The organism is Streptococcus oralis, assembly GCF_026782085.1.
Classification (GTDB): Bacteria; Bacillota; Bacilli; order Lactobacillales; family Streptococcaceae; genus Streptococcus; species Streptococcus oralis_DA.
Genome location: NZ_JAKUVW010000001.1, coordinates 112,012 through 135,310 on the forward strand (window position 1 = coordinate 112,012; position 23,299 = coordinate 135,310).

At 43.8% G+C, this 23,299-nt stretch carries 23 protein-coding genes; 16 read left to right on the forward strand and 7 right to left on the reverse strand.

The window, feature by feature from the left end; all coding sequences use genetic code 11:
* Positions 1–131 precede the first annotated feature (131 nt).
* Genes MK395_RS00580 through MK395_RS00600 form a run of 5 tightly spaced genes read right to left on the reverse strand, consistent with a single transcriptional unit; the run spans position 132 to position 2,300 of the window.
* A complete protein-coding gene (locus MK395_RS00580) occupies positions 132–608 on the reverse strand; it encodes a glutathione peroxidase (RefSeq protein WP_268711066.1) in 477 nt (158 codons plus the stop codon).
* Complete coding sequence (locus MK395_RS00585) at positions 605–1,183, reverse strand: DUF3278 domain-containing protein (RefSeq protein WP_268711067.1); 579 nt, start codon at positions 1,181–1,183, stop codon at positions 605–607. Before MK395_RS00585 ends, MK395_RS00580 begins: the two co-directional genes overlap by 4 nt.
* Positions 1,184–1,195: 12 nt before the next feature.
* Positions 1,196–1,537, reverse strand: coding sequence for a hypothetical protein (locus MK395_RS00590; RefSeq protein ID WP_049484333.1), 342 nt, complete (start codon positions 1,535–1,537; stop codon positions 1,196–1,198).
* Between the two features lie 10 nt (positions 1,538–1,547).
* Positions 1,548–2,090, reverse strand: coding sequence for a DUF3278 domain-containing protein (locus MK395_RS00595; protein ID WP_268711068.1), 543 nt, complete (start codon positions 2,088–2,090; stop codon positions 1,548–1,550).
* A gap of 15 nt (positions 2,091–2,105) precedes the next feature.
* Positions 2,106–2,300, reverse strand: a complete 195-nt coding sequence (locus MK395_RS00600) for a helix-turn-helix transcriptional regulator (RefSeq protein WP_001082470.1) — start codon at positions 2,298–2,300, stop codon at positions 2,106–2,108.
* Between the two features lie 164 nt (positions 2,301–2,464).
* Here MK395_RS00600 and rsmH point away from each other — a divergent pair, with 164 nt between their 5' ends.
* Genes rsmH through mraY form a run of 4 tightly spaced genes read left to right on the forward strand, consistent with a single transcriptional unit; the run spans position 2,465 to position 6,984 of the window.
* On the forward strand, positions 2,465–3,415 hold the full coding sequence (rsmH, locus tag MK395_RS00605) for a 16S rRNA (cytosine(1402)-N(4))-methyltransferase RsmH (protein ID WP_268703472.1): 951 nt from the start codon (positions 2,465–2,467) through the stop codon (positions 3,413–3,415).
* 10 nt (positions 3,416–3,425) lie between these two features.
* A complete protein-coding gene (gene ftsL / locus MK395_RS00610; protein ID WP_000840795.1) occupies positions 3,426–3,743 on the forward strand; it encodes a cell division protein FtsL in 318 nt (105 codons plus the stop codon).
* Positions 3,744–3,746: 3 nt separating this feature from the next.
* The gene (gene pbp2x / locus MK395_RS00615) at positions 3,747–6,002 is read left to right on the forward strand and encodes a penicillin-binding protein PBP2X (RefSeq protein ID WP_215805020.1); all 2,256 of its coding nucleotides are present in this window, start codon (positions 3,747–3,749) and stop codon (positions 6,000–6,002) included.
* 1 nt (position 6,003) lies between these two features.
* A complete protein-coding gene (mraY, locus tag MK395_RS00620; protein ID WP_084921593.1) occupies positions 6,004–6,984 on the forward strand; it encodes a phospho-N-acetylmuramoyl-pentapeptide-transferase in 981 nt (326 codons plus the stop codon).
* A gap of 69 nt (positions 6,985–7,053) precedes the next feature.
* Here mraY and MK395_RS00625 read toward each other — a convergent pair whose 3' ends face one another.
* Both MK395_RS00625 and treR read right to left on the reverse strand, forming a co-directional pair.
* Entirely contained in the window at positions 7,054–12,177 is a 5,124-nt protein-coding gene (locus MK395_RS00625; protein ID WP_268711069.1) for an SIALI-17 repeat-containing surface protein, read from the reverse strand.
* Positions 12,178–12,430: 253 nt separating this feature from the next.
* The gene (treR, locus tag MK395_RS00630) at positions 12,431–13,144 is read right to left on the reverse strand and encodes a trehalose operon repressor (RefSeq protein WP_000760678.1); all 714 of its coding nucleotides are present in this window, start codon (positions 13,142–13,144) and stop codon (positions 12,431–12,433) included.
* Positions 13,145–13,328: 184 nt separating this feature from the next.
* On the opposite strand from treR, the gene treP reads away from it, so the two are divergent.
* The 12 genes from treP (at position 13,329) to yidD (ending at position 23,296) form a co-directional block, all read left to right on the forward strand.
* The gene (gene treP / locus MK395_RS00635; protein WP_268711070.1) at positions 13,329–15,296 is read left to right on the forward strand and encodes a PTS system trehalose-specific EIIBC component; all 1,968 of its coding nucleotides are present in this window, start codon (positions 13,329–13,331) and stop codon (positions 15,294–15,296) included.
* Positions 15,297–15,359: 63 nt separating this feature from the next.
* Complete coding sequence (gene treC, locus MK395_RS00640; RefSeq protein WP_268711071.1) at positions 15,360–16,985, forward strand: alpha,alpha-phosphotrehalase; 1,626 nt, start codon at positions 15,360–15,362, stop codon at positions 16,983–16,985.
* Positions 16,986–17,129: 144 nt separating this feature from the next.
* Positions 17,130–17,375 (forward strand): YneF family protein, encoded by a 246-nt coding sequence (locus tag MK395_RS00645; protein ID WP_000364984.1) that lies wholly within the window; start codon positions 17,130–17,132, stop codon positions 17,373–17,375.
* 205 nt (positions 17,376–17,580) lie between these two features.
* Entirely contained in the window at positions 17,581–18,375 is a 795-nt protein-coding gene (racE, locus tag MK395_RS00650) for a glutamate racemase (protein ID WP_000370381.1), read from the forward strand.
* On the forward strand, positions 18,372–19,343 hold the full coding sequence (locus MK395_RS00655; RefSeq protein ID WP_268711072.1) for a nucleoside-triphosphate diphosphatase: 972 nt from the start codon (positions 18,372–18,374) through the stop codon (positions 19,341–19,343). The genes racE and MK395_RS00655 overlap by 4 nt, the downstream gene beginning before the upstream one ends.
* A complete protein-coding gene (locus MK395_RS00660; RefSeq protein WP_001118939.1) occupies positions 19,319–19,840 on the forward strand; it encodes a metallophosphoesterase in 522 nt (173 codons plus the stop codon). Before MK395_RS00655 ends, MK395_RS00660 begins: the two co-directional genes overlap by 25 nt.
* Positions 19,837–20,298: a cyclic-di-AMP-binding protein CbpB gene (gene cbpB, locus MK395_RS00665; RefSeq protein WP_000560697.1), complete on the forward strand. Its 462-nt coding sequence runs from the start codon at positions 19,837–19,839 to the stop codon at positions 20,296–20,298. The genes MK395_RS00660 and cbpB overlap by 4 nt, the downstream gene beginning before the upstream one ends.
* Positions 20,295–21,029 carry a site-specific tyrosine recombinase XerD gene (gene xerD, locus MK395_RS00670; protein ID WP_282185816.1) on the forward strand — a complete coding sequence of 245 codons (735 nt, stop codon included), beginning with the start codon at positions 20,295–20,297 and terminating at the stop codon, positions 21,027–21,029. Before cbpB ends, xerD begins: the two co-directional genes overlap by 4 nt.
* Positions 21,029–21,757, forward strand: coding sequence for a segregation/condensation protein A (locus tag MK395_RS00675; RefSeq protein WP_049550437.1), 729 nt, complete (start codon positions 21,029–21,031; stop codon positions 21,755–21,757). The genes xerD and MK395_RS00675 overlap by 1 nt, the downstream gene beginning before the upstream one ends.
* A gap of 18 nt (positions 21,758–21,775) precedes the next feature.
* A complete protein-coding gene (gene scpB / locus MK395_RS00680; RefSeq protein ID WP_049550436.1) occupies positions 21,776–22,345 on the forward strand; it encodes an SMC-Scp complex subunit ScpB in 570 nt (189 codons plus the stop codon).
* On the forward strand, positions 22,332–23,054 hold the full coding sequence (locus MK395_RS00685) for a pseudouridine synthase (protein ID WP_001222228.1): 723 nt from the start codon (positions 22,332–22,334) through the stop codon (positions 23,052–23,054). Before scpB ends, MK395_RS00685 begins: the two co-directional genes overlap by 14 nt.
* Positions 23,054–23,296 carry a membrane protein insertion efficiency factor YidD gene (gene yidD / locus MK395_RS00690; protein ID WP_045616413.1) on the forward strand — a complete coding sequence of 81 codons (243 nt, stop codon included), beginning with the start codon at positions 23,054–23,056 and terminating at the stop codon, positions 23,294–23,296. The genes MK395_RS00685 and yidD overlap by 1 nt, the downstream gene beginning before the upstream one ends.
* Positions 23,297–23,299 lie beyond the last annotated feature (3 nt).

Sequence of the window (23,299 nt, forward strand, 5' to 3'; positions counted from 1 at the left end):
ATTAATGAAAGAATTGCAATAGCAAAAAGCAAAAAAATAAATATAAATTAAAGAAAATCAGTTACTTTTTAAAGAAAAAGCGCATCCTTTCAGGACTCAAACTAAATGAAAGGATGCGTTTTAAAAAGAAATCAGAGTAATTTTTGAATAAACTCTTGGATGGTTTGGGGGTCTGTTTTGGAAGAGAAGCGCTCAAGGACTTGCCCATCTCGGCCAATGAGAAACTTAGCAAAATTCCATTCGATTCGTTTTCCTAGTGGACCAGCTTTCTGGTCTTTTAGCCAAACATAAAGAGGATCTGCTTCCTTGCCGTTGACCTTGACCTTGGCAAAGCGAGGGAAAGTTGTCTGATAGTGTAGACTGCAGAAGCTATTGATTTCCTCTGCGCTGCCGGGTGCTTGTCCCATGAACTGATTGCAAGGGAAATCTAGGATTTCAAAGCCCTGATCTTGATAGCGTTCATAGAGTTCTTGAAGTCCCTGGTACTGGGGCGTTAAACCACATCCAGTAGCAGTGTTGACAATCAAGAGAACCTTGCCACGATAGCTCTTCAGGGGAGTTGCTTGGTCGTTTTGGTTTAAAACGGAAAAATCATATACACTGGTCATTTTTCTATATTCTCCTTATGCATTCCTGATTCAGAGTGTTTCACCTCGTGTTCCGATAAAAAGGCATAGGTCATGGTTCCAAAGATGGCTCCAATTCCTAAACCCAAGACTAGTAAAGGGAGCATTTTATCGAACTGGGAGAGATTGTCCCAAAAGGTGTCGAGAGGAAGATGCTGAACAAAGAGTTTATGAAAGATTAGTAAGAGGAAGAGACCAAGCTGAATACTGATGAATACACCCCAACTACGAACTTTGATTTGGCTTTTGCTGTAGCTTTTGTGATGGATTTCGGACGGGTCATCCTTGTCTAAATGTAAGTTGCGAACTACTAGTCTCGCCCTAGATGCGAGGACGAAGATAAGTCCAAAATAGAGGTAGGGCATGGCATCTCGAACCAACCCTATGAAGCGTCCAAATAGGAGATAGAACAAGAAGAGTAGGAGGGAGGAGTAAACGATTTGGATCAAGGCACGGGCACAAGCCTTGTAAATCATCTCTTGACGGCATTCATCAAAAGGCCCTTGTATGTGAAAGAATAGTTTGAGTAAGCGAGTGGTGAGATCTTCTTTTTTCATGGGAGTAATCTCCTAAATGAGCGATTTTTGATTGATTTCTTTAAAGAGTTGATAGAGAGTATAGAAGTAAACCAAACTCGAAATGATACAGATTATTAGAAATACTAGGTATCTCCAATCCATAGGATTTGTTAAAAGTTGTGGAAAGGATACGAGTATAAAACAGAGAGATGCGTTTAGAAGACGTATTTTTTTTGATTGGATTTTCTGGAATCTCTGTCCCTTGTTCAATACAGGAAGGAATAAAAGAAAGATAATCAAGAAAGGATGCTCAATATGTCCAGAAAGTAGGAAAAAGGTAACAAAGATACTGATAAAAACATGACTGATCAGTAGTCTAGCTAGTGATTTCATAAGGCACCTCCTAGTCGTCTTCTTGCTCTTTCTTAGATTTTCGAATGCGAAGAGAGACGATAATTTGCATCATCAGTCCGAAAAAGAAAGCTCCCAGTATCGTTTTTAAAATATGTTTTGTATTCAGAAGAGAACTGATGAAATCTGGATTTTCACTTGTTAGGGTATCGATGAATGGCATTATAAAAAATATCGCTATTCCATAGATCAGACCGGCTTTTAGACCAGGAAAATGGAGCTGTTTGCTTTCTTTCTGACTCAGCATTTCGGGATCAATAGCTGTAATGCCCGTTTTTTTGGTTTGAGAGACCACATAGAGGGCAGCCATCATCGAAATGCCAAATACCACGAGAGGATAGCCGATAGCGACAATTTGTGGGTATTTATAAGCAAGGACAAAGGGGATGAGGTTGCCAAATATCATGAGATAAAAGAGGATCATAAAGACCTGATTCCCGATACGATCGGCCTCGCGCCGTTTGTGTTCGTCAAGGGGGCCAGAAATACCGTATGTACGTTTGATCAGTTTTTCAGTGAGAGTTTCTTTTTTCATTTGTTTGCTCCTTTTTTAAAAATCGTCTTCCCAAAAGAGGCTGTTGAGGTCGGTTTGGAGGCTGCGGGCGAGATTGAGACAGAGTTCCAGGGTTGGATTGTACTTGTCGTTTTCAATCATGTTGATGGTCTGTCTCGAGACACCGATATCTTTGGCGAGCTCGAGCTGGGAAATGCCCAGTTCCTTGCGGAATTCTTTTACACGATTCATCTGCTCTCCTTTCTGATTTGTGTCGCATATATTTGACTATATTATATTCTTTTGGAGATAGAGTGTCAAGTATATATGACATTTTTTGGGGAATTTTTTTCGAAGAAACTTAGCCTTGTCTGACAAGTGCAAGCTGGTCAGATTTGTGGTAAAATAGATAAGATATGACAAAAGAATTTCATCATGTAACGGTCTTGCTTCATGAAACGATTGATATGCTTGACGTGAAACCTGACGGTATCTATGTTGATGCGACCTTGGGTGGAGCAGGCCATAGCGAATATTTATTAAGTAAATTGAGCGAAAAAGGGCATCTCTATGCCTTTGACCAGGACCAAAATGCCATTGACAACGCGCAAAAACGGTTGGCACCCTATATCGAAAAGGGGATGGTAACCTTTATCAAGGATAACTTCCGTCATTTGCAGGCACGTTTACAAGAGGCTGGTGTCAAGGAAATTGATGGAATTTGTTATGACTTGGGAGTGTCCAGTCCTCAGCTAGATCAGCGTGAGCGTGGTTTTTCTTATAAAAAGGATGCGCCACTGGATATGCGCATGAATCAGGAAGCTCGTCTGACGGCCTATGAAGTTGTCAATCATTATGACTATCATGACCTGGTCCGTATCTTTTTCAAGTATGGTGAGGATAAGTTTTCTAAACAGATTGCCCGCAAGATTGAGCAAGCGCGTGAGGTGAAACCAATTGAGACGACGACTGAGTTGGCAGAGATTATCAAGTCTGCCAAACCTGCCAAGGAGCTCAAGAAAAAGGGACACCCTGCCAAGCAGATTTTCCAGGCTATCCGAATCGAAGTCAATGATGAGCTGGGTGCGGCAGATGAATCCATCCAGCAGGCCATGGACATGCTGGCTTTGGATGGTAGAATCTCGGTCATTACCTTCCATTCGCTGGAAGACCGCTTGACCAAACAGTTGTTTAAGGAAGCGTCAACAGTGGAAGTTCCCAAAGGCTTGCCCTTCATTCCAGACGATCTTAAGCCTAAGATGGAATTGGTATCCCGTAAGCCAATCTTGCCAAGTGCCGAAGAGCTAGAAGCCAACAACCGTTCGCATTCAGCCAAGTTGCGCGTGGCTAGAAAAATTCACAAGTAAGAGGAAAAACATGGCAGAAAGAATCGAAAAAACAAGTCAGTTATTGCAAACGAAGTTTAAGGGTTTTTCACGTGTGGAAAAGGCCTTCTATGTTTCGATTGCTGCAACAATGATTATTCTGGCAATTAGTGTTGTGTTTATGCAAACCAAGCTATTACAAGTTCAGAATGAATTGACCAAGGTCAATGCTCAAATCGAAGAAAAGAAAACCGAGCTAGATGATGCCAAGCAAGAGGTCAATGAATTGATTCGTTCAGAACGTTTGAAAGAAATTGCAAACTCCAAGGATTTGCAGCTGAATAACGAAAATATCCGAGCAGCGGAGTAAGAAATGAAACAGTGGAAAGAAAAAATCATCCGTTATGCCGTTCGTAACCGTAAATCTCCAGAAGAAAACCGCCGAAGAGTAGGGAAAAGCCTGAGTTTATTGGCTGTCATACTCTTCGCTGTCTTTTTGGTCAACTTTGCGGTCATTATCGGAACGGGTAAAAAATTTGGTAAGGACTTGGTTCAAGAAGCCAACAAGGTCCATCAAACAACCAAGACGATTCCTGCAAAACGGGGAACCATCTACGATCGTAATGGAACACCTATTGCTGAGGATGCGACTTCGTATAATATCTATGCCGTTATTGATAAGACCTACAAGTCAGCAACAGGCAAAATTCTCTATGTAGAGGATTCTCAATTTAATAAGGTAGCTGAAATTTTCCATAAGTATCTGGATATGGAGGAGTCTTATGTCAAAGAACAGCTTTCTCAACCAGATCTAAAACAGGTATCCTTTGGGACCAAGGGAAATGGGATCACCTATGCCAATATGATGGCTATTAAAAATGACCTCAAAACTGCTGGTGTTGAGGGAGTTGACTTTACAACTAGCCCTAACCGCAGTTATCCCAATGGACAGTTTGCTTCTTCCTTTATCGGTTTAGCGCAACTCCATGAAAATGAGGATGGCACCAAACGTTTGATTGGGACATCTGGATTGGAGAGTTCTTTAAATAACATTCTGGCGGGTACAGATGGGATCATCACCTATGAGAAGGATCGTCTGGGAAATATTGTTCCGGGTACAGATCAAGCTTCCCAACAAACAGTAGATGGAAAAGATGTATACACAACCCTTTCTAGTCCCTTGCAATCCTTTGTGGAAACCCAGATGGATGCCTTTCAGGAAAAGGTAAAAGGCAAGTATATGACGGCTACCTTGGTCAGCGCTAAGACAGGGGAAATCCTGGCTACGACCCAACGGCCGACCTTTAACGCAGATACCAAGGATGGCATCACAAAAGACTTTGTCTGGCGTGATATCCTCTATCAAAGTAACTATGAGCCAGGGTCAACCATGAAGGTGATGATGTTGGCCTCAGCCATTGATAACAATACCTTCCCTGGTGGCGAATACTTTAACAGCAGTGAATTGAAAATAGCAGATGCGACCATTCGAGACTGGGACGTCAATGAAGGTTTGACGAGTGGTGGCACCATGACCTTCTCTCAAGGATTTGCCCACTCAAGTAATATCGGGATGACCTTGCTTGAGCAAAAGATGGGAGATGCAACTTGGTTGGACTACCTTAACCGCTTTAAGTTTGGGGTGCCGACCCGTTTTGGTCTGGCGGATGAGTACACAGGTCAATTGCCTGCTGATAACATTGTCAATATCGCCATGAGTTCATTTGGACAAGGGATTTCTGTTACCCAGACCCAAATGCTTCGTGCCTTTACAGCCATTGCCAACGATGGGGTTATGTTGGAACCGAAATTTATCAGTGCCCTCTATGATCCAAATGACCAGTCTGTTCGTAAGTCTCAAAAGGAAATTGTTGGAAATCCTGTATCAAAAGCAGCAGCTTCCTCTACTCGGGATCACATGGTCATGGTCGGAACAGATCCTGTCTACGGTACCATGTACAACCACAGCACAGGAAAACCAAATGTCAATGTTCCGGGGCAAAATGTTGCCCTGAAATCAGGGACTGCTCAGATTGCTGATGAGAAGAATGGGGGTTACCTAACAGGTGAAACCAACTATATCTTCTCTGTTGTGTCGATGCATCCTGCAGAGAATCCTGACTTTATCCTCTATGTGACGGTGCAACAGCCAGAGCATTATTCAGGCGTTCAGCTAGGAGAGTTTGCCAACCCAATCCTTGAGCGAGCTTCTGCCATGAAAGAATCCCTCAATCTTCAGTCAACTGCCAAGAGCTTAGATCAGGTCAGCAAGACGACAAGTTATGCCATGCCAGCTACCAAGGACTTTACGCCGGGAGACCTAGCGGAGGAATTGCGTCGAAACCTGGTCCAACCAATCGTTATCGGAACAGGAACCAAGATCAAGGAACTCTCGGTTTCTGAAGGAGATAATTTGGAAGCCAATCAGCAGATCTTGATCCTGTCAGATAAGGTCGAAGAAATGCCTGATATGTACGGCTGGACAGATGAAAATGTGCAAACATTTGCCAAATGGCTGAATATAGAAGTCGAGTGGGAAGGTAGTGGCAAAACGGTCAAGAAACAAAGTGTCCGTGCCAATACAGCCCTCAAAGACATTAAAAAAATGAAAATAACTTTAGGAGATTAAGATGATTAGTTCCATTAGTGCTGGAATTCTAGCCTTTCTATTGACCTTGATAGGTATTCCAGCCTTTATCCGATTTTATCGAAAAGCACAGATTACGGGACAGCAGATGCACGAGGATGTCAAGCAACACCAAGCTAAAGCTGGGACTCCAACCATGGGAGGTCTTGTCTTCCTGATTGTTGCAGTTGTTGTGAGCTTCCTTGTCGCTCTCTTTACCCAACAATTGACCAACAATGTAGGCATGATTTTGTTTATCTTGGTTTTGTATGGTTTGGTAGGTTTTTTGGATGATTTCCTCAAGGTCTTTCGTAAAATCAACGAAGGCTTAAATCCCAAGCAAAAACTTGCTCTCCAGCTGCTTGGAGGAGTGATTTTCTACCTCTTTTATGAACGTGGTGGCGATATGCTTTCAGTTTTTGGCTACCAAGTTCATTTGGGAATTTTCTATATTTTCTTTGCCCTTTTCTGGCTAGTTGGCTTTTCAAATGCGGTGAATCTGACTGACGGGATCGACGGCTTGGCTAGTATCTCAGTAGTGATTAGCTTGTCGGCCTATGGTGTGATTGCTTATATGCAAAATCAACTGGATATTCTTCTTGTGATTATTGCCATGATTGGTGGTTTGTTAGGCTTCTTCGTCTTTAACCACAAGCCTGCCAAGGTCTTTATGGGAGATGTGGGAAGTTTGGCTCTAGGTGGGATGCTGGCAGCTATTTCTATGGCTCTCCACCAAGAATGGACCCTTTTGTTGATTGGGATTATCTATGTTTTTGAGACAAGCTCTGTCATGATGCAGGTCACCTACTTTAAACTTAGTGGTGGGAAGCGTATTTTCCGTATGACACCTGTGCATCACCATTTTGAGCTTGGAGGATTCTCAGGCAAGGGCAATCCTTGGAGCGAGTGGAAGGTTGACTTCTTCTTTTGGGGAGTTGGGCTTCTAGCAAGTCTCTTGACCTTAGCCTTTTTATACCTACTGTAAAAATAATTTCTGATTACAAAATAAAACAGGATGAAGGTGATCTTCATCCTGTTTTTGTGTGGTTAAAGGTTAGTTGGAGTCATCCTTTCTCCCTTTTAACATAAAAGTGGCTGTTAGGGCTAGGCTAAGGCCTGCTAAGAAGAGGAGTGGGTTAGATGCTTCTCCTGTCGCTGGAAGTTCTTCTTTAGGAGAATGATTTCCAGCTTTAGCAAGACTCGGACTAGCTGAAAGTTGTTCAGTCTCGTGTGCCAAGGTTTCTGCATCTGAAGCACTTGGCTTTTCATCTGTACTAAGGGTTGTTCCAGCAGCTTGATAGACGACAGCATAGGTACTGAAATGACTAGTGATGAATTCTGCCTTTCCTTCTCGAACATCGAAATCAAGGGCTTGCAACTCCTTGGTCGGAGTAATATAATAGACCTTTTCTACACTAGCTGAAATAGGCAAGCGAACCAAGACAGAGCCTTTTGGCTGCAAGCTATGATCGGTTGGATTTTTAAGCTGTAGGTCGTAAGCATCATAGGTCTTGCCAAAGAGTTCTTGAGCTAGGACACGTCGGCTAGAAACGTGAGAAATTCCTTCTAAGTCGCTGGCTCCACCGATGATTTCTATTCCAGTTTCCTTATCTTTTAAGACTCGAACTGGATAGTCAGGAAGGCTAAGGCTTGGAGCAGCCTGATCCCCGCTAGTTCCGATAGGGTCAGTGTACTCAGGTTTTTCAACAGTAGGAGCTTCCTCTTGCCCTGCAGTACCGATCGGTTCGGTGTATTCAGGAATTTCAACTGTTGGAGATTCTTGTTCTCCTGCCGTTCCGATAGGCTCGGTGTATTCAGGAATTTCAACTGTTGGAGCTTCTTGTTCTCCCGCAGTTCCGATAGAATCAGTGTATTCAGGTATTGTCACTGTAGGCGGTTCCTCTTGCCCTGCAGTACCGATAGTTTCAGTGTACTCAGGTTTCTCTACAGTAGGAGCTGGTTCGTCCCCCTTACTTGTAGTTGGTTGCTTCTCATCAACTTTCTTTTCATCCTTTTTAGTAAAGACGGCTACGATAGGGCTGCTTGTGGTAGTACCTTGAATGGTATAAGCTTCAATGGCATTTCCAGCTTTGCGATCGGTTTCGTCAGGGATTGGGATTTGAACTTGATTGTCTTGGATTGATAGGATAGTCTGATCTCCACTGGTAACCAGATGCGTTTCATCCACCTTACGCAAGACTAGAGGATCTTTGACACCTGGGAAGGTCACTGCGATGGCTTCCCAATCTCCAGATGGAAGGGTTAAGGAAATTTCTTTGTCATTTTCCTTAAGAGGTGCGATACTTGGGCTATCTAAACCAACAGCTGGAGCTTTGATGATATCAAAGGAGTCTAGAGAGATTTTCTTACGACCTTCTGGCGAATCTGGGTCAACTTGTAATGTCAGGGTGTGCGGACCGTCAGTAAGGTTTGTAAATTCGCCAATAAAGGCCCTCTTTTCAGTTGCACCTGAAGTGTAGAAGTCTAGACTTGGCATTTCTTTGCCATCTAGTGTAACACGTGCTCGTCCAAGGGCAAGGCTCTTCAAGCCATAAATACGAATACCTGTCCCTGTAAAGGAAATAGTTGCCTGAGCTTCTGAAGCTGCACTAGAGTCACTGTTGTTGATGTCCGCGTATTTTTCCGTACCTCCGTAGAGTTCAGGGTCAGACCAGTCCTTAAACTGGGAACCATACTGGATGCGCGAATCACGATCATCCATTTTTTCAATCGTATTTCCTGCTCCTGCTAGGATCTTGAAGTAGTCTAAGGAAATTTTCGAGCGCTCACTACCACGTCCTTTGTGCTCACGTTTAACACGAAGAGTCAATGTGTGAGGTCCGTCAGATAATCCTGAGAAGCGACCGATGAGACTACCTTTTTCAGTTGCTCCAGCAGTATGGAAATCAAGTTCGCCGACCTCTTTGCCATCAATTTTAGCAGTGGCAAGACCTAGTTCAGATGATTTCAGTCCATAGATTTCGATACCAACACCAGTGAAAGGAATGGTGGCAGTGAGGTCTTCGTCTGTGTAGTCTCCTTTTGAAAGGTCAGCAAATTTCTCTGTTCCTCCAAATAATTCTGCGTCTGCCCAATTTCCAAAGGCAGCTCCGTACTGGATACGGCTATCTCGGTCGTCCATCAACTCGCTATAGGTTTCGACAGTGGCCTGTTCAGAAACTTGTGTGGCAAGCTCGCCCAGCATAGCCTTGACAGTATAGGTATAGGAATGTTGAGGATTGAGTGATCGGTCGATAAAGTGGGTTTGATTGGTTACAAATTCTCTGGTCGCAGAAGTTTGGCCAGTTTCGTCTTTCACTTGTCTTTGGATGACATAGTGGGTAGCGCCTTCTACTTGGTTAAAGGTAAGTTCGGCAGTGACTCCATTTTGTCGAACTGCTGTCAGACTGGTTACACGACCAGGGAAGTGTTCAAAGGTAATGACGTCACCTTTTTGTGTTGCAAGCTGGATACGATTATCTTTAAGGATCGTTGCCTTGACTGGTTTGCCATTGACCTTGATTTGGCTGGCTTCGATATTTGGATAATCTACAACCAGGTCTCCACCGACATTTGAAAGGAAGGACAAGCTTTGCAAGTTCTTATCTTTCCACTTCATGCTGACTTCAAAGTTTCCTCGAGCAACCAAGCCAGAAACCTGACCGTCTTTCCAAGCATCTGGAAGGGCTGGCAATGGCGCAATATAGCCAGTATGAGATTGGAGGAGCATTTCTGCCATCCCACTAGTTGCTCCAAAGTTTCCGTCGATTTGGAAAGGCGCGTGCGTATCCCAAAGATTTTCTAGGGTTGAATACTTAAGCTGTTCAGCGAGTAAGCGATGGGCACGGTTGCCGTCCAGCAGACGAGCCCAGAGATTGATTTTATTGGCCTTAGACCAACCTGTACCACCATCTCCACGGTGGTTCAAGGTAGCACGCGCAGCCTCTAGGTATTCAGCCTGGTCCTTGCTAAAGAGCGTACCTGGGAAGAGACCAACTAGATGGGAAACGTGACGGTGGTGATTTTCAATCCCTTCATTTGTGAATTGCGGACTGTCTTCTTCGTACCATTCCTTGATACGTCCTTCTTTATTGATATGAAGTGGTTTGAGTTTGTCAAATTTAGCCTTGACCTCTGTGACTAAGTCTTGGTCGACATTCAGATGGTTGGCGACTTCCATGTAGTCGTGGAATAGCTGCCAGACTAGCGATTGGTCAAAGGTATTTCCGATGGTAATGGTCCCGTGTTCAGGTGAGTAGGATGGAGAAGACACCCAACGGTCACTGGCCTTGTCATAGTGCAAGAAGGAGTTCCAGAACTTAGCTGTTTCCTTGAGCATTGGATAAATCTTTTCTTTGAGATAGGTCTCATCCTTGGTGAACTTGTAGTAATCATAGACGTTTTGCATCATCCAAGCGTTAGCTGCTGGAGACCAACCCCAATAGTAATTCCAACCTGGAGTAGTCCAGCCAAATGGTGTTGCTTGGGTGTGGACCAGCCAACCATTTTCTTGTCCGTCTTTGGATTCGATACCTGCGTATTCCTTAGCAGCGATACGACCATAGTAGCGCATGTCATCAATGTAATTGATCATTGGCTTGGCAGTTTCAGCAAGGTTGCTCATGTAGGCTGGCCAATAGTTCATTTGCAAATTGACATTGAGGTGGTAGTCAGCGTTCCAAGGTGGATTGTCTACAGCATTCCAGACTCCTTGTAGGTTTGCAGGAAGGGCATCTGTCCGATCACGAGAAGAACTGATGAGTAAATAACGTCCGTATTGGAAGAAGAGTTCTTCCAATTTTTGCCCTTTTTCTGGGTTATAGCCTTGAAGGGCCTCTTTTGTCGTTTGAGCAGTCTTGTTTCCACCTAGGTTTAGTTTAACGCGGTTAAAGAGACTTTGATAGTCCTTGATATGGGCCTTTTTCAGTGTTTCGTAGTCCTTGGCCTTAGCTGCTTCGACAATCCCTTTAACTGTTTTTTCGAGGTCAATGTCTTTTCGATAGTTGGTTTTGGGATTCTGAGAGAAGTTAGTCTTGGCACTGAGATAGAGGGTTGCATAACTTGCGCCTGTAACGGTTAGTGTCTCATTCTGAACAGTAACTGTTCCGTCCGTTTTAATTCCTAGGTAGGATGCAAATTTGAGGCCGTTATCTTTGACAGTTCCCTTTAGAAGGATTCCGTTTGCATCTGTAGTGACATGACCATTCTTATAGTTGGAATATTCCCAAGAGTAGTTCCCATTAGCAAGCAAGTCTTCTGTCAAACTGTTCCAAAGGGTAAAGTCAAGTGTCTTGTTTCCTTTTTTGGTCAGGTGGGTTACAGTGACATCATCAGGATAGCTGGAGAAGGTTTCGCGTTTGAAGGTGGTCCCATCTTGGGTGTAAGAAGTTGTTGTAGTGGCTTCTGTGATATCCAGATTACGGTGATAATCAGTTACAGTATCTAGTCCTTTCTTCTGGTTATTAAAAACCATAAAGATATCTCCAAAGGCTAGGTAACGTCCATACTGGGCGTTGTTTGGTCCAACTAGATTTTGTTCGGCGAGCTGTTTTGCTTTTTGGCGGTCACCAGCTTCGAGGGCTTTACGTATCTCTGCTAAGACCTTGTAGCGATCCTTGTAGTTTCCTCCGTTATAGTCGGTGCTATCGGGTTGTGGTCCTCCTGACCAGAGGGTCTTTTCGTTGTACTGAATTCTCTCCTCACCGATGAGACCGAAAACCTTGGCTCCCATTTCTCCGTTTCCGACAGGAAGGGCTTGTTTTTCCCATCCATCATAGGAGGGAGCTGTTGGTTGATCGTAGTTGAGTTGATAGTTTTCTTGCTTTGTCACAGGCTGATCTGCTTTTTCAGGTTCCTTATTTTCTTTAGCTTCTACAATGGCTTCTTCACTAGCTTGACTATTTGTCGTCTGAGTCTCGTTAGCTGGCTTGCTTTCGGAAACTACTGGGCTCTCGGCTAGAGACGGTTTTGTAGTTTCAGTAGCTTCAGCAGCTTTGGGTTCACTATCAGGCTTAGTGATAGCTTCGACAGAGGTTGGTTCAGTTTGCTTGACCTCAACACTGTCTGCAGCTACAGTATGGTTGACTAGAAAAACAGCCCCCAGTAAAACAGAAGCAGTCCCAACCGTCAGCTTGCGGATGCTATAGCGACAGGATTTCTCCCAAAAGTGTTTTTTCATAAAACCCTCCTTTGTGTATTCGAAACCGCTTACATTTCATAAAGCAGTTTCGTTTATTTTGTTTCTATTTATCTCCTTACCTCCCATTCTAATGGTCGCTTAGCATTTGTCAAGAACTTTTTAGCAAGATACATATTTGCTGTTGTTTTTTCTTAAAATAGTAGAATAAGTAGCAAGCAGACCCTCTTTTCCAACTCTCAACTAGATCGTTTACTACTAAAAAACAGTTGAGAGTATCCCCAACTGTAAGTGTTTATTTCGGATGTCTTTTGGCAAAGTCAACAAAGTGAAATTTTTCTAATTTATGGCGACTTTCGGTGAATTGAAACTGGCGCCCGTCTTGGAGATAGACTTTTGACTTGATGGAAACGACATAAGGGTCTTTCCCAATGTCCATGAGAATCTTGTCTCGATCACTCGTGTGGTCAATGGTGATTTCCTTCTGAGCATAATCAATAAGGAGTTTGAGGTCGTCCTCTATATACGAGTAGATAGACTGCTCAGCGATTTGGCGAGTGAGATTTGGAATCAGTTCCATATCCAGATAGTCCGTATCTAGAACCGATACCAGGTCATCCACTACACGCTGGCGGACCACCTTCCACACCATCCGAAACTCTGGAAATCCGGTTATCAGTGAGGACTTTTTATCGATAATGATTTTGTCAAGACTGACGACATTGGTTTTTGAGCGCAGCCCAAGTTCCTGAACCAGTTCTTGGTAGCTGGTTAGGTTGGAGACAGGGAAATTGACCGTTTCTTCTTTGACGACTTGAGAACCTTGCCCCCTTATCTTTTTGATCAATCCTTCCTCTTGGAGGAGGGACAGAGCTTTTCGGACGGTGTCACGGCTCACCTGATACTGATCCATGAGTTCGTGCTCACTGGGGAGGAAATCTCCGACAGCGTAAGTCTCGTTTTGAATGGTTTTTTGGATTTGCTTAAATAATTGTTGGTATTTCTTCATATTGCTTCCTTAAATGAGTTTTGAATCTTATTCTATACACACTTGTATCTATTTTACCATACAAGTGCTAGAAAATATGCAAAAATATCCTCTTTTTATCGCAAACAAGTTGCATACAAGTTTGGTATCGTTTACAATGGAGCTATCAAGTCAAGCTTGCTTTGACAAATATAAGGAGAATCAAATGGGAAAATTTGAACAAGAAGCTAAAGATCTGCTTCAGGCGATCGGAGGCAAGGAGAATGTCACTGCTGTCACCCACTGTGCGACACGGATGCGTTTTGTTCTCGGAGACGAAAAGAAGGCCAATGTCAAGGTCATCGAGTCGATTCCAGCCGTCAAAGGGACCTTTACAAATGCGGGTCAATTTCAGGTGATTATTGGGAATGACGTGCCGATTTTTTACAATGATTTTACAGCTGTTTCAGGCATTGAGGGTGTTTCCAAAGAAGCGGCCAAATCTGCAGCTAAGAGTAATCAAAATGTACTTCAACGTGTCATGACCACTCTAGCGGAGATTTTTACACCGATTATTCCAGCCCTGATTGTTGGTGGACTAATCCTCGGTTTCCGTAATGTCTTGGAAGGTGTGCATTGGTCAATGTTGGATGGCAAGACCATCACAGAATCCTCTCAGTTTTGGGCAGGGGTTAATCACTTCCTCTGGTTGCCTGGTGAAGCGATCTTCCAGTTCTTGCCAGTAGGAATTACCTGGTCTGTTTCTCGTAAGATGGGAACCAGCCAAATTTTGGGAATTGTGCTCGGGATCTGTTTGGTATCGCCTCAGTTGCTCAATGCCTATGCGGTTGCTTCTACTTCAACAGAAGAGATTGCAGCAAACTGGGTTTGGAATTTTGGATACTTCACTGTTAATCGTATCGGTTACCAAGCCCAAGTTATCCCAGCCTTGCTTGCAGGTTTGAGTCTGTCTTATCTAGAAATCTTCTGGCGCAAGCATATTCCAGAAGTCATTTCCATGATTTTTGTACCTTTCTTGTCATTGATTCCAGCTTTGATTTTGGCTCATACTGTCTTGGGACCAATCGGTTGGACAATAGGGCAAGGACTTTCAGCAGTTGTCTTGGCAGGCTTGACTGGTCCAGTTAAATGGCTCTTCGGTGCGATTTTTGGTGCCCTCTACGCTCCATTTGTCATCACCGGTTTGCACCATATGACCAATGCCATCGACACACAATTGATTGCGGATGCTGGCGGAACTGCCCTCTGGCCAATGATTGCTCTTTCCAATATTGCCCAAGGTTCTGCCGTATTTGCCTATTATTTCATGCATCGTCATGATGAGCGTGAGGCTCAGATTTCACTTCCTGCAACCATTTCAGCCTATCTCGGTGTTACAGAACCAGCCCTCTTTGGGGTCAATGTTAAATACATCTATCCATTCGTAGCTGGGATGATTGGTTCTGCTCTTGCAGGTATGCTTTCTGTGACATTTAACGTGACTGCTGCTTCTATCGGTATCGGTGGATTGCCAGGTATTCTTTCTATTCAACCACAATACATGCTTCCATTTGCAGGAACTATGTTAGTCGCTATTGTTGTTCCAATGCTTTTGACTTTCTTCTTCCGCAAAGTAGGTCTCTTTACAAAGACAGAGGATGATACAGCCTTGCAGGCAGAATTCGTTGCCCAAGAAGAGGCAGAATTTGTCAGTCATGAACCGGTAACCCATGCTCCAGTAGAAATTGTCAGCCCACTTGCTGGTCGAGTGAAAGAATTGAGTCAAGCGACGGACCCTGTTTTTGCATCAGGTGTCATGGGACAAGGTTTGGTTATTGAACCAAGCCAAGGTGAGTTAACTTCTCCTGTCAATGGGACAGTGACGGTTCTTTTCCCTACCAAGCATGCCATCGGTATTGTCTCTGATGAGGGAGTGGAATTACTCATCCACATCGGTATGGATACAGTAGGTCTTGATGGCAAAGGATTTGAAAGTCATGTAGCCCAAGGAGCCCACGTCACAGTTGGTCAGAGACTAATTAGCTTTGATATAGATGCTATCACGGCTGCGGGTCTCGTAACAGAAACTCCTGTTATCATCACCAACCAAGATGCTTATACAGCGACTATCACTGGAACTTATCCGACGATAATTCAAGCTGGTCAACCGCTCATGTTTGCAACACGGATTTAATTAAAATAGCACAAATAGGGAAGGAACACAGGTTCCTCCCTTTTATCGGAAAAGGAGAAACAGATGGCACTTGATAAACGAAAAGTAGTCTATCAAATCTATCCAAAATCATACAAAGACACCACTGGAAATGGCATTGGAGATTTCCGTGGGATTATCGAAAAAATTCCCTATCTAGCGAAGCTAGGTGTAGATATGGTCTGGCTCAATCCATTCTATCCAAGTCCTCAACGGGATAATGGTTATGATATTTCAGATTATATGGCTGTGGATCCACTTTTTGGTGATATGGCTGATTTTGAAGAGATGGTTCGTGTTGGTAAGGAGTACAAGATTGACTTTATGTTAGATATGGTGCTCAATCATTGTTCGACAGAACACGAATGGTTTCAGAAAGCCCTGGCCGGTGACAAGTATTACCAAGACTTTTTCTTCATCCAAGATCAACCAACAGACTGGATTTCTAAGTTTGGTGGCTCTGCTTGGGCACCTTTCGGGGAGACAGGGAAATATTATCTCCACCTCTTTGATGAGACTCAGGCAGATCTTAACTGGCGCAATCCCAATGTCCGCAAGGAGCTTTTCAAGGTTGTTAATTTTTGGCGAGACAAGGGAGTCAAAGGTTTCCGATTTGATGTGATCAATTTGATTGGCAAGGATGAGCTCTTAGTGGATTGCCCTGACAATGAAGGAAAGCCAGCTTACACAGACAAGCCCATCGTTCATGACTATTTGCGCATGATGAACCAGGCCACTTTTGGAACAGACGATAGCTTTATGACAGTTGGGGAAATGTCCTCTACAACCATGGGAAATTGTGTCCTCTATTCGTCACCTGACCGTCAAGAATTATCCATGACCTTTAATTTCCATCATCTCAAGGTGGACTACAAGGATGGGCAGAAGTGGACTTTAGCTCCCTTTGATTTCGAAGAGTTGAAAAGTCTTTACCATAGCTGGGGCAAGGAAATGAGTGACAAAAACGGCTGGAGCGCCCTCTTTTGGAACAATCACGACCAACCACGAGCCTTAAATCGTTTTGTCGATATTCAACATTTCCGCAAGGAAGGGGCGACTATGCTGGCTGCCAGCATTCAGCTGTCACGTGGGACACCTTATATCTACATGGGTGAGGAAATTGGCATGGTTGACCCAGGCTATGATTCCATGGCTGACTATGTGGATGTCGAGTCTATCAATGCTTATCAGACGCTCTTAAAAGAAGGGAAAAGTGAGCAAGAAACCTTCCAGATTATTCAGGCTAAGTCACGAGATAATTCACGCATTCCCATGCAGTGGGATGCCTCAGAAAATGCAGGATTTTCAACAGGCACTCCATGGCTGAAGGCAGGAAAATCCTACCCTCACATCAACGTAGAAAATGAAATCAAAGGCCCAATTTTCGCCTTCTACCAAAACTTGATTCGACTTCGTAAAGAAATGCCAATCATTTCAGAAGGAAACTACAAACCAGCTTTTGAAGACAGTAAGCAAGTCTATGCCTTTGAACGACAGTATGAGAATGAAAAGTTACTGGTCCTCAATAACTTTTATGCCACAGAAGTAGAAATTGACCTGCCAGTAGCCTACCAAAATGGACAGATTCTGATTTCAAACTATGAAGATGTAGAAGTATCAGAAAAAATTATTCTGAAACCGTATCAAACACTGGCTATTTATGTAAATTAAACGCAGCAAGGAGCTCTCTTTCATTGAAAAACAGGGCTCCTTTTTTGTCGCCTATTGCCCTTTTTGAAAGCGTAAAACAAACTAGTCAGGAAAGTCACTTTATGGTATAATATAGAAGACTCAAAAAGAAACAGGAGAAAAAGAATGGATTTACTTTTAGCAATTGTCTTGATTGTGCTAGCTTTTCTAGGGGGAGCTCTTGGAGGGATTTACTTGGCTCGTAAGCAAATCGAAAAAAAATATGCTGACAACCCACGTTTGAACGCTGACGCAGTTCGTGCTCTCTTGAGTGCAAATGGTCAAAAACCAAGCGAAGCCAAGGTACAACAAGTTTACCACCAAATCATCCGCCAACAAAAAGCAGCCCTTGCTAAGAACAAAAAGAAATAAATAGGAAAAGTCTGGGATGAAAGTTCCAGACTTCTCACTATGTTCAATAGTTCTCAAGGATAAGACTTTTTCCTTGCATTCTATTGATATTTGATTATGATTAAGAGAGAGGCAGTTGCCATTCTATCAAGCTGTCTATCCGTTCATTTAGGACGAGTAATTATGATGAACTATCAATCAGAAAAAAGACTAGAAAGAAGACTGTATGGATAATCGACCAATTGGTTTTTTGGATTCGGGTGTCGGGGGCTTAACCGTTGTTCGTGAGCTCATGCGCCAGCTTCCCCATGAAGAAATCGTCTATATTGGAGATTCGGCACGGGCGCCGTATGGTCCCCGTCCTGCTGAGCAAATTCGTGAATATACTTGGCAGTTGGTCAACTTTCTCTTGACCAAGGATGTCAAAATGATTGTCATAGCTTGTAACACTGCGACTGCGGTCGTTTGGGAAGAAATCAAGGCCCAACTAGACATTCCTGTCCTAGGTGTGATTTTGCCAGGAGCTTCGGCAGCTATCAAGTCCAGTCAAGGTGGGAAAATCGGGGTCATTGGAACACCCATGACGGTCCAATCAGACATCTACCGTCAGAAAATCCATGATCTGGATCCGGATTTACAGGTGGAGAGTTTGGCCTGTCCCAAGCTTGCTCCCTTGGTGGAGTCTGGTGCCCTGTCAACCAGTGTTACTAAGAAAGTGGTCTATGAAACCCTGCGTCCCTTGGTCGGCAAGGTGGATAGCCTGATTTTGGGTTGTACCCATTACCCACTCCTTCGCCCTATCATCCAAAATGTTATGGGACCAAAGGTTCAGCTCATCGATAGTGGGGCAGAGTGTGTACGGGATATCTCGGTTTTGCTGAACTATTTTGAAATCAATCGTAGCCGAGATGCGGGACCTCTTCAACATCGTTTTTACACAACAGCCAATAGCCAAAGTTTTGCCCAGATTGGAGCAGAATGGCTTGAAAAAGAGATTCATGTGGAGCATGTAACTTTATGACAAATAAAATTTATGAATACAAGGATGACCAGGACTGGTATGTCGGTGTATGGGATGTCTATGGAGACATCTATAGCCTTATCAAAGATCCTCTCGAGCTTGATTTTATGGATTTAGCGCGGATTTTTCGTGACGAGGAAAACGGCTTTCCGATTACGATAACGGTGATGCGCTGGTCTTCTAACTTTCGTCTGCTCTCCTTTATCGTTGAGATTTTAAATGCAGAAGCAGGCCGTAATCTAGAAGTCATCCAACGTCAGGGTGCTCTGCTCTTGGTTGAAGATGGAAAGCTTTTGCATGTTGAATTGCCTAAAGAAGGAGTCGATGTAGAAGCCTTCTTTGAAACTAGCAAGGTTAGAGAAACTCTGCTCATTGCGACTCGTAACGAGGGCAAGACCAAGGAATTCCGAGCTATCTTTGACAAGTTAGGCTACGATGTGGAAAATCTCAATGACTATCCAGATCTGCCTGAAGTAGCTGAAACAGGTATGACCTTTGAAGAAAATGCTCGACTTAAAGCAGAAACTATTTCCCAATTAACAGGAAAGATGGTTTTGGCAGATGACTCAGGTCTCAAAGTCGATGTCCTTGGCGGTTTGCCAGGAGTCTGGTCAGCGCGATTCGCTGGTGTAGGAGCAACTGATCGTGAAAACAATGCCAAACTCTTGCACGAATTGGCCATGGTCTTTGAACTCAAGGACCGCTCAGCTCAATTCCATACAACCCTAGTCGTAGCTAGTCCAAACAAGGAAAGCTTGGTTGTCGAAGCTGACTGGCCAGGTTATATCAACTTTGAACCCAAGGGGGAAAATGGCTTTGGCTATGACCCGCTTTTCCTTGTGGGAGAGACAGGTAAGTCAGCAGCAGAATTAACCCTTGAAGAAAAAAATAGCCAATCCCACCGTGCCTTAGCCGTTAAGAAACTTTTGGAGGTATTTCCATCATGGCAAAGCAAACCATCATTGTAATGAGTGACTCCCACGGAGATAGCTTGATTGTGGAAGAAATTCGTGATCGCTATCTGGGGAAAGTCGATGCCATTTTTCACGATGGTGACTCTGAACTCCGTCCAGACTCTCCGCTCTGGGAAGGCATCCATGTCGTCAAAGGAAATATGGACTTTTATGCTGGTTATCCAGAACGTTTGGTGACTCAACTTGGTCCAACCAAGATCATCCAGACGCATGGACACTTGTTTGACATCAATTTCAACTTTCAAAAGTTGGACTACTGGGCTCAGGAAGAAGATGCCGATATCTGTCTCTATGGTCACTTGCATGTGCCAAATGCTTGGATGGAAGGCAAAACACTCTTTTTAAATCCAGGCTCCATCAGCCAACCAAGAGGAACCATCAGAGAATGCCTCTATGCCCGTGTGGAAATTGATGACAGCTATTTTAAAGTAGACTTTTTGACACGTGATCATGAGGTTTATCCAGGCTTGTCCAAGGAGTTTGCTCGATGATTGCCAAGGAATTTGAAGCATTTTTACTGGAGCAGGAAGAGACTTTTCTTACCCCCGCTGAGAATCTAGCAGCTTTGATTGATACCCATAATGCTGATCATGCGATTTTAGTGTTGAGCCAAATCACTTATACCCGTATCCCTGTTGTGACCTTTGACAAACGCTTTGTTGGAACCATTGGGCTGAGAGACATTTTGGCTTATCAAATGGAGCAAGGTTTGACGGATGAGCAGATGGCAACGACAGACATCGTTAATATGACCAAGACAGATGTGGCAGTCGTCGCTCCAGACTATAACATCACTGAAGTCCTCCATAAACTGGTGGATGAACCCTTCTTGCCAGTCGTAGATGGTGAAGGAATTTTCCAAGGAATCATCACGCGCAAGTCCATCCTCAAGGCCGTTAATGCCCTCTTGCATGACTTTAGTAAGGAATATGAGATTCGATGCAAATGAGAGATAGGATTTCAGCCTTTTTAGAGGAAAAACAGGACTTGTCTGCCAATTCCAAGCAGTCTTATAAGTATGATTTGGAGCAATTTTTAGACATGGTAGGGGAACGGATTTCTGAGACTAGTCTCAAGATTTACCAAGCCCAGCTAGCCAATCTAAAAATCAGCGCCCAGAAGCGAAAACTTTCGGCCTGTAACCAATTTCTCTACTTTCTCTATCGAAAAGGAGAAGTGGACAGTTTTTACCGTCTGGAATTAGCTAAACAAGCTGAAAAGAAGATTGAAAAACCAGAAATTCTAGACCTAGACTCTTTTTGGCAGGAAAGTAATTATCCAGAAGGACGCTTGCTGGCGCTTCTTATCTTGGAAATAGGGCTCTTGCCAAGTGAGATTTTAGCCCTTAAGGTTGCAGATATCAATCTGGATTTTCAGGTGTTGCGAATTAACAAGGCTTCCCAACAGAGGATTGTAGCCATTCCTAGGACCTTGCTTTCAGAATTGGAACCCTTGATGGGGCAGACCTATCTCTTTGAAAGGGGAGGGAAAGCCTATTCTCGTCAGTGGGCCTTTCGTCAGCTGGAGTCCTTTGTCAAGGAGAAAGGTTTCCCAGAACTATCAGCCCAAGCCCTACGGGAACAGTTCATTCTAAGACAGATAGAAAACAAGGTCGATTTGTACGAAATTGCAAAAAAATTAGGATTAAAAACAGTCCTGACCTTAGAAAAATATAGATAATGGATATTAAATTAAAAGATTTTGAAGGGCCCCTGGACCTGCTCTTGCACTTGGTTTCTAAGTACCAGATGGATATCTACGATGTGCCCATTACGGAAGTCATCGAGCAGTATCTAGCCTATGTCTCAACTCTGCAGGCCATGCGTCTGGAAGTAACGGGCGAGTATATGGTTATGGCCAGTCAGCTGATGCTAATCAAGAGCCGCAAGCTCTTGCCAAAGGTAGCAGAAGTGACAGACTTAGAGGATGACCTGGAGCAGGACCTTCTCTCTCAAATCGAAGAATACCGCAAGTTCAAACTCCTGGGTGAGCACTTGGAGGCTAAGCACCAAGATCGGGCTCAGTACTATTCCAAAGCGCCGACAGAGTTGATTTACGAAGATGCAGAGCTTGTACATGACAAGACGACCATTGACCTCTTTTTGGCTTTTTCAAATATCCTAGCCAAGAAAAAAGAGGAGTTCGCACAGAATCACACGACCATTTTGCGGGATGAGTATAAGATTGAGGACATGATGGTCATCGTAAAAGAGTCCTTGTCTGGACGAGACCAGTTGCGTTTGCAGGATTTGTTCAAGGAAGCCCAGAATGTTCAAGAGGTTATTACCCTCTTTTTGGCAACCCTAGAGTTAATCAAAACTCAGGAATTGATCCTCGTGCAAGAGGAGAGTTTCGGAGATATCTATCTCATGGAAAAGAAGGAAGAAAGTCAAGAGGCACAAAGCTAGACTTGATAGAGAGGAAAGATGAGTACTTTAGCAGAAATAGAAGCGCTCTTGTTTGTAGCAGGTGAAGATGGGATTCGGGTTCGTCAGTTGGCTGAACTCCTCTCACTTCCACCGACAGGCATCCAACAGAGTTTAGAAAAATTAGCCCAAAAGTATGAGAAAGACCAGGATTCGAGCTTGTCCCTGATTGAGACAGCGGGAGCATACAGATTGGTGACCAAGCCTCAATTTGCAGCGATTTTGAAGGAATACTCCAAGGCACCCATCAACCAAAGTTTGTCTCGGGCTGCTCTTGAGACCTTGTCCATCATTGCCTACAAGCAGCCGATTACCCGAATTGAGATTGATGCTATTCGTGGGGTTAACTCGAGTGGAGCCTTGGCAAAGTTACAGGCCTTTGATTTGATACGAGAAGACGGGAAAAAAGAAGTGTTGGGTCGTCCCAATCTCTATGTGACTACAGATTATTTCCTAGATTACATGGGAATTAACCATTTGGAAGAATTGCCAGTGATTGATGAGCTTGAGATTCAAGCGCAAGAAAGCCAATTATTTGGTGAAAGGATAGAAGAAGATGAGAATCAATAAATATATTGCCCACGCAGGTGTGGCCAGTAGGAGAAAAGCAGAAGAGTTGATCAAGCAAGGCTTGGTAACGGTCAACGGACAGGTAGTGCGTGAACTCGCAACGACCATCAAGTCTGGTGATAAAGTCGAAGTGGAAGGTCAACCTATCTACAACGAAGAAAAGGTCTACTATCTGCTTAACAAACCACGTGGAGTGATTTCCAGTGTGACAGACGACAAGGGCCGTAAGACTGTTGTGGACCTCTTGCCCAATGTAAAAGAACGCATTTACCCTGTGGGACGTTTGGACTGGGATACATCCGGTGTTTTGATTTTGACCAATGATGGGGACTTTACGGATGAGATGATTCACCCACGTAATGAGATTGATAAGGTCTATGTCGCGCGTGTTAAAGGTGTGGCCAATAAGGATAATCTCCGCCCCTTGACCCGTGGTCTTGAGATTGATGGCAAGAAAACCAAGCCAGCTGTTTATGAAATTCTCAAAGTGGATCCAGTTAAAAATCGCTCTGTGGTACAGTTGACCATCCATGAAGGACGTAACCATCAGGTTAAAAAGATGTTTGAAGCTGTCGGTCTTCAAGTGGATAAGTTGTCTCGGACACGTTTTGGACACCTAGACTTGACAGGTCTTCGTCCAGGAGAATCCCGTCGCCTTAATAAAAAAGAAATCAGCCAACTACACACTATGGCTGTAACCAAGAAATAATGAAACGAATCTTAATAGCACCAGTACGCTTTTACCAACGTTTTATCTCACCAGCCTTTCCACCCTCTTGTCGTTTTGAGCCTACTTGTTCCAACTACATGATCCAGGCTATTGAAAAACATGGTTTCAAGGGTGTTTTGATGGGCTTGGCTCGGATTTTGCGTTGTCATCCTTGGTCGAAAATAGGCAAAGATCCTGTGCCAGACCACTTTTCACTCAGACGAAATCAAGAAAAAAAATAACCC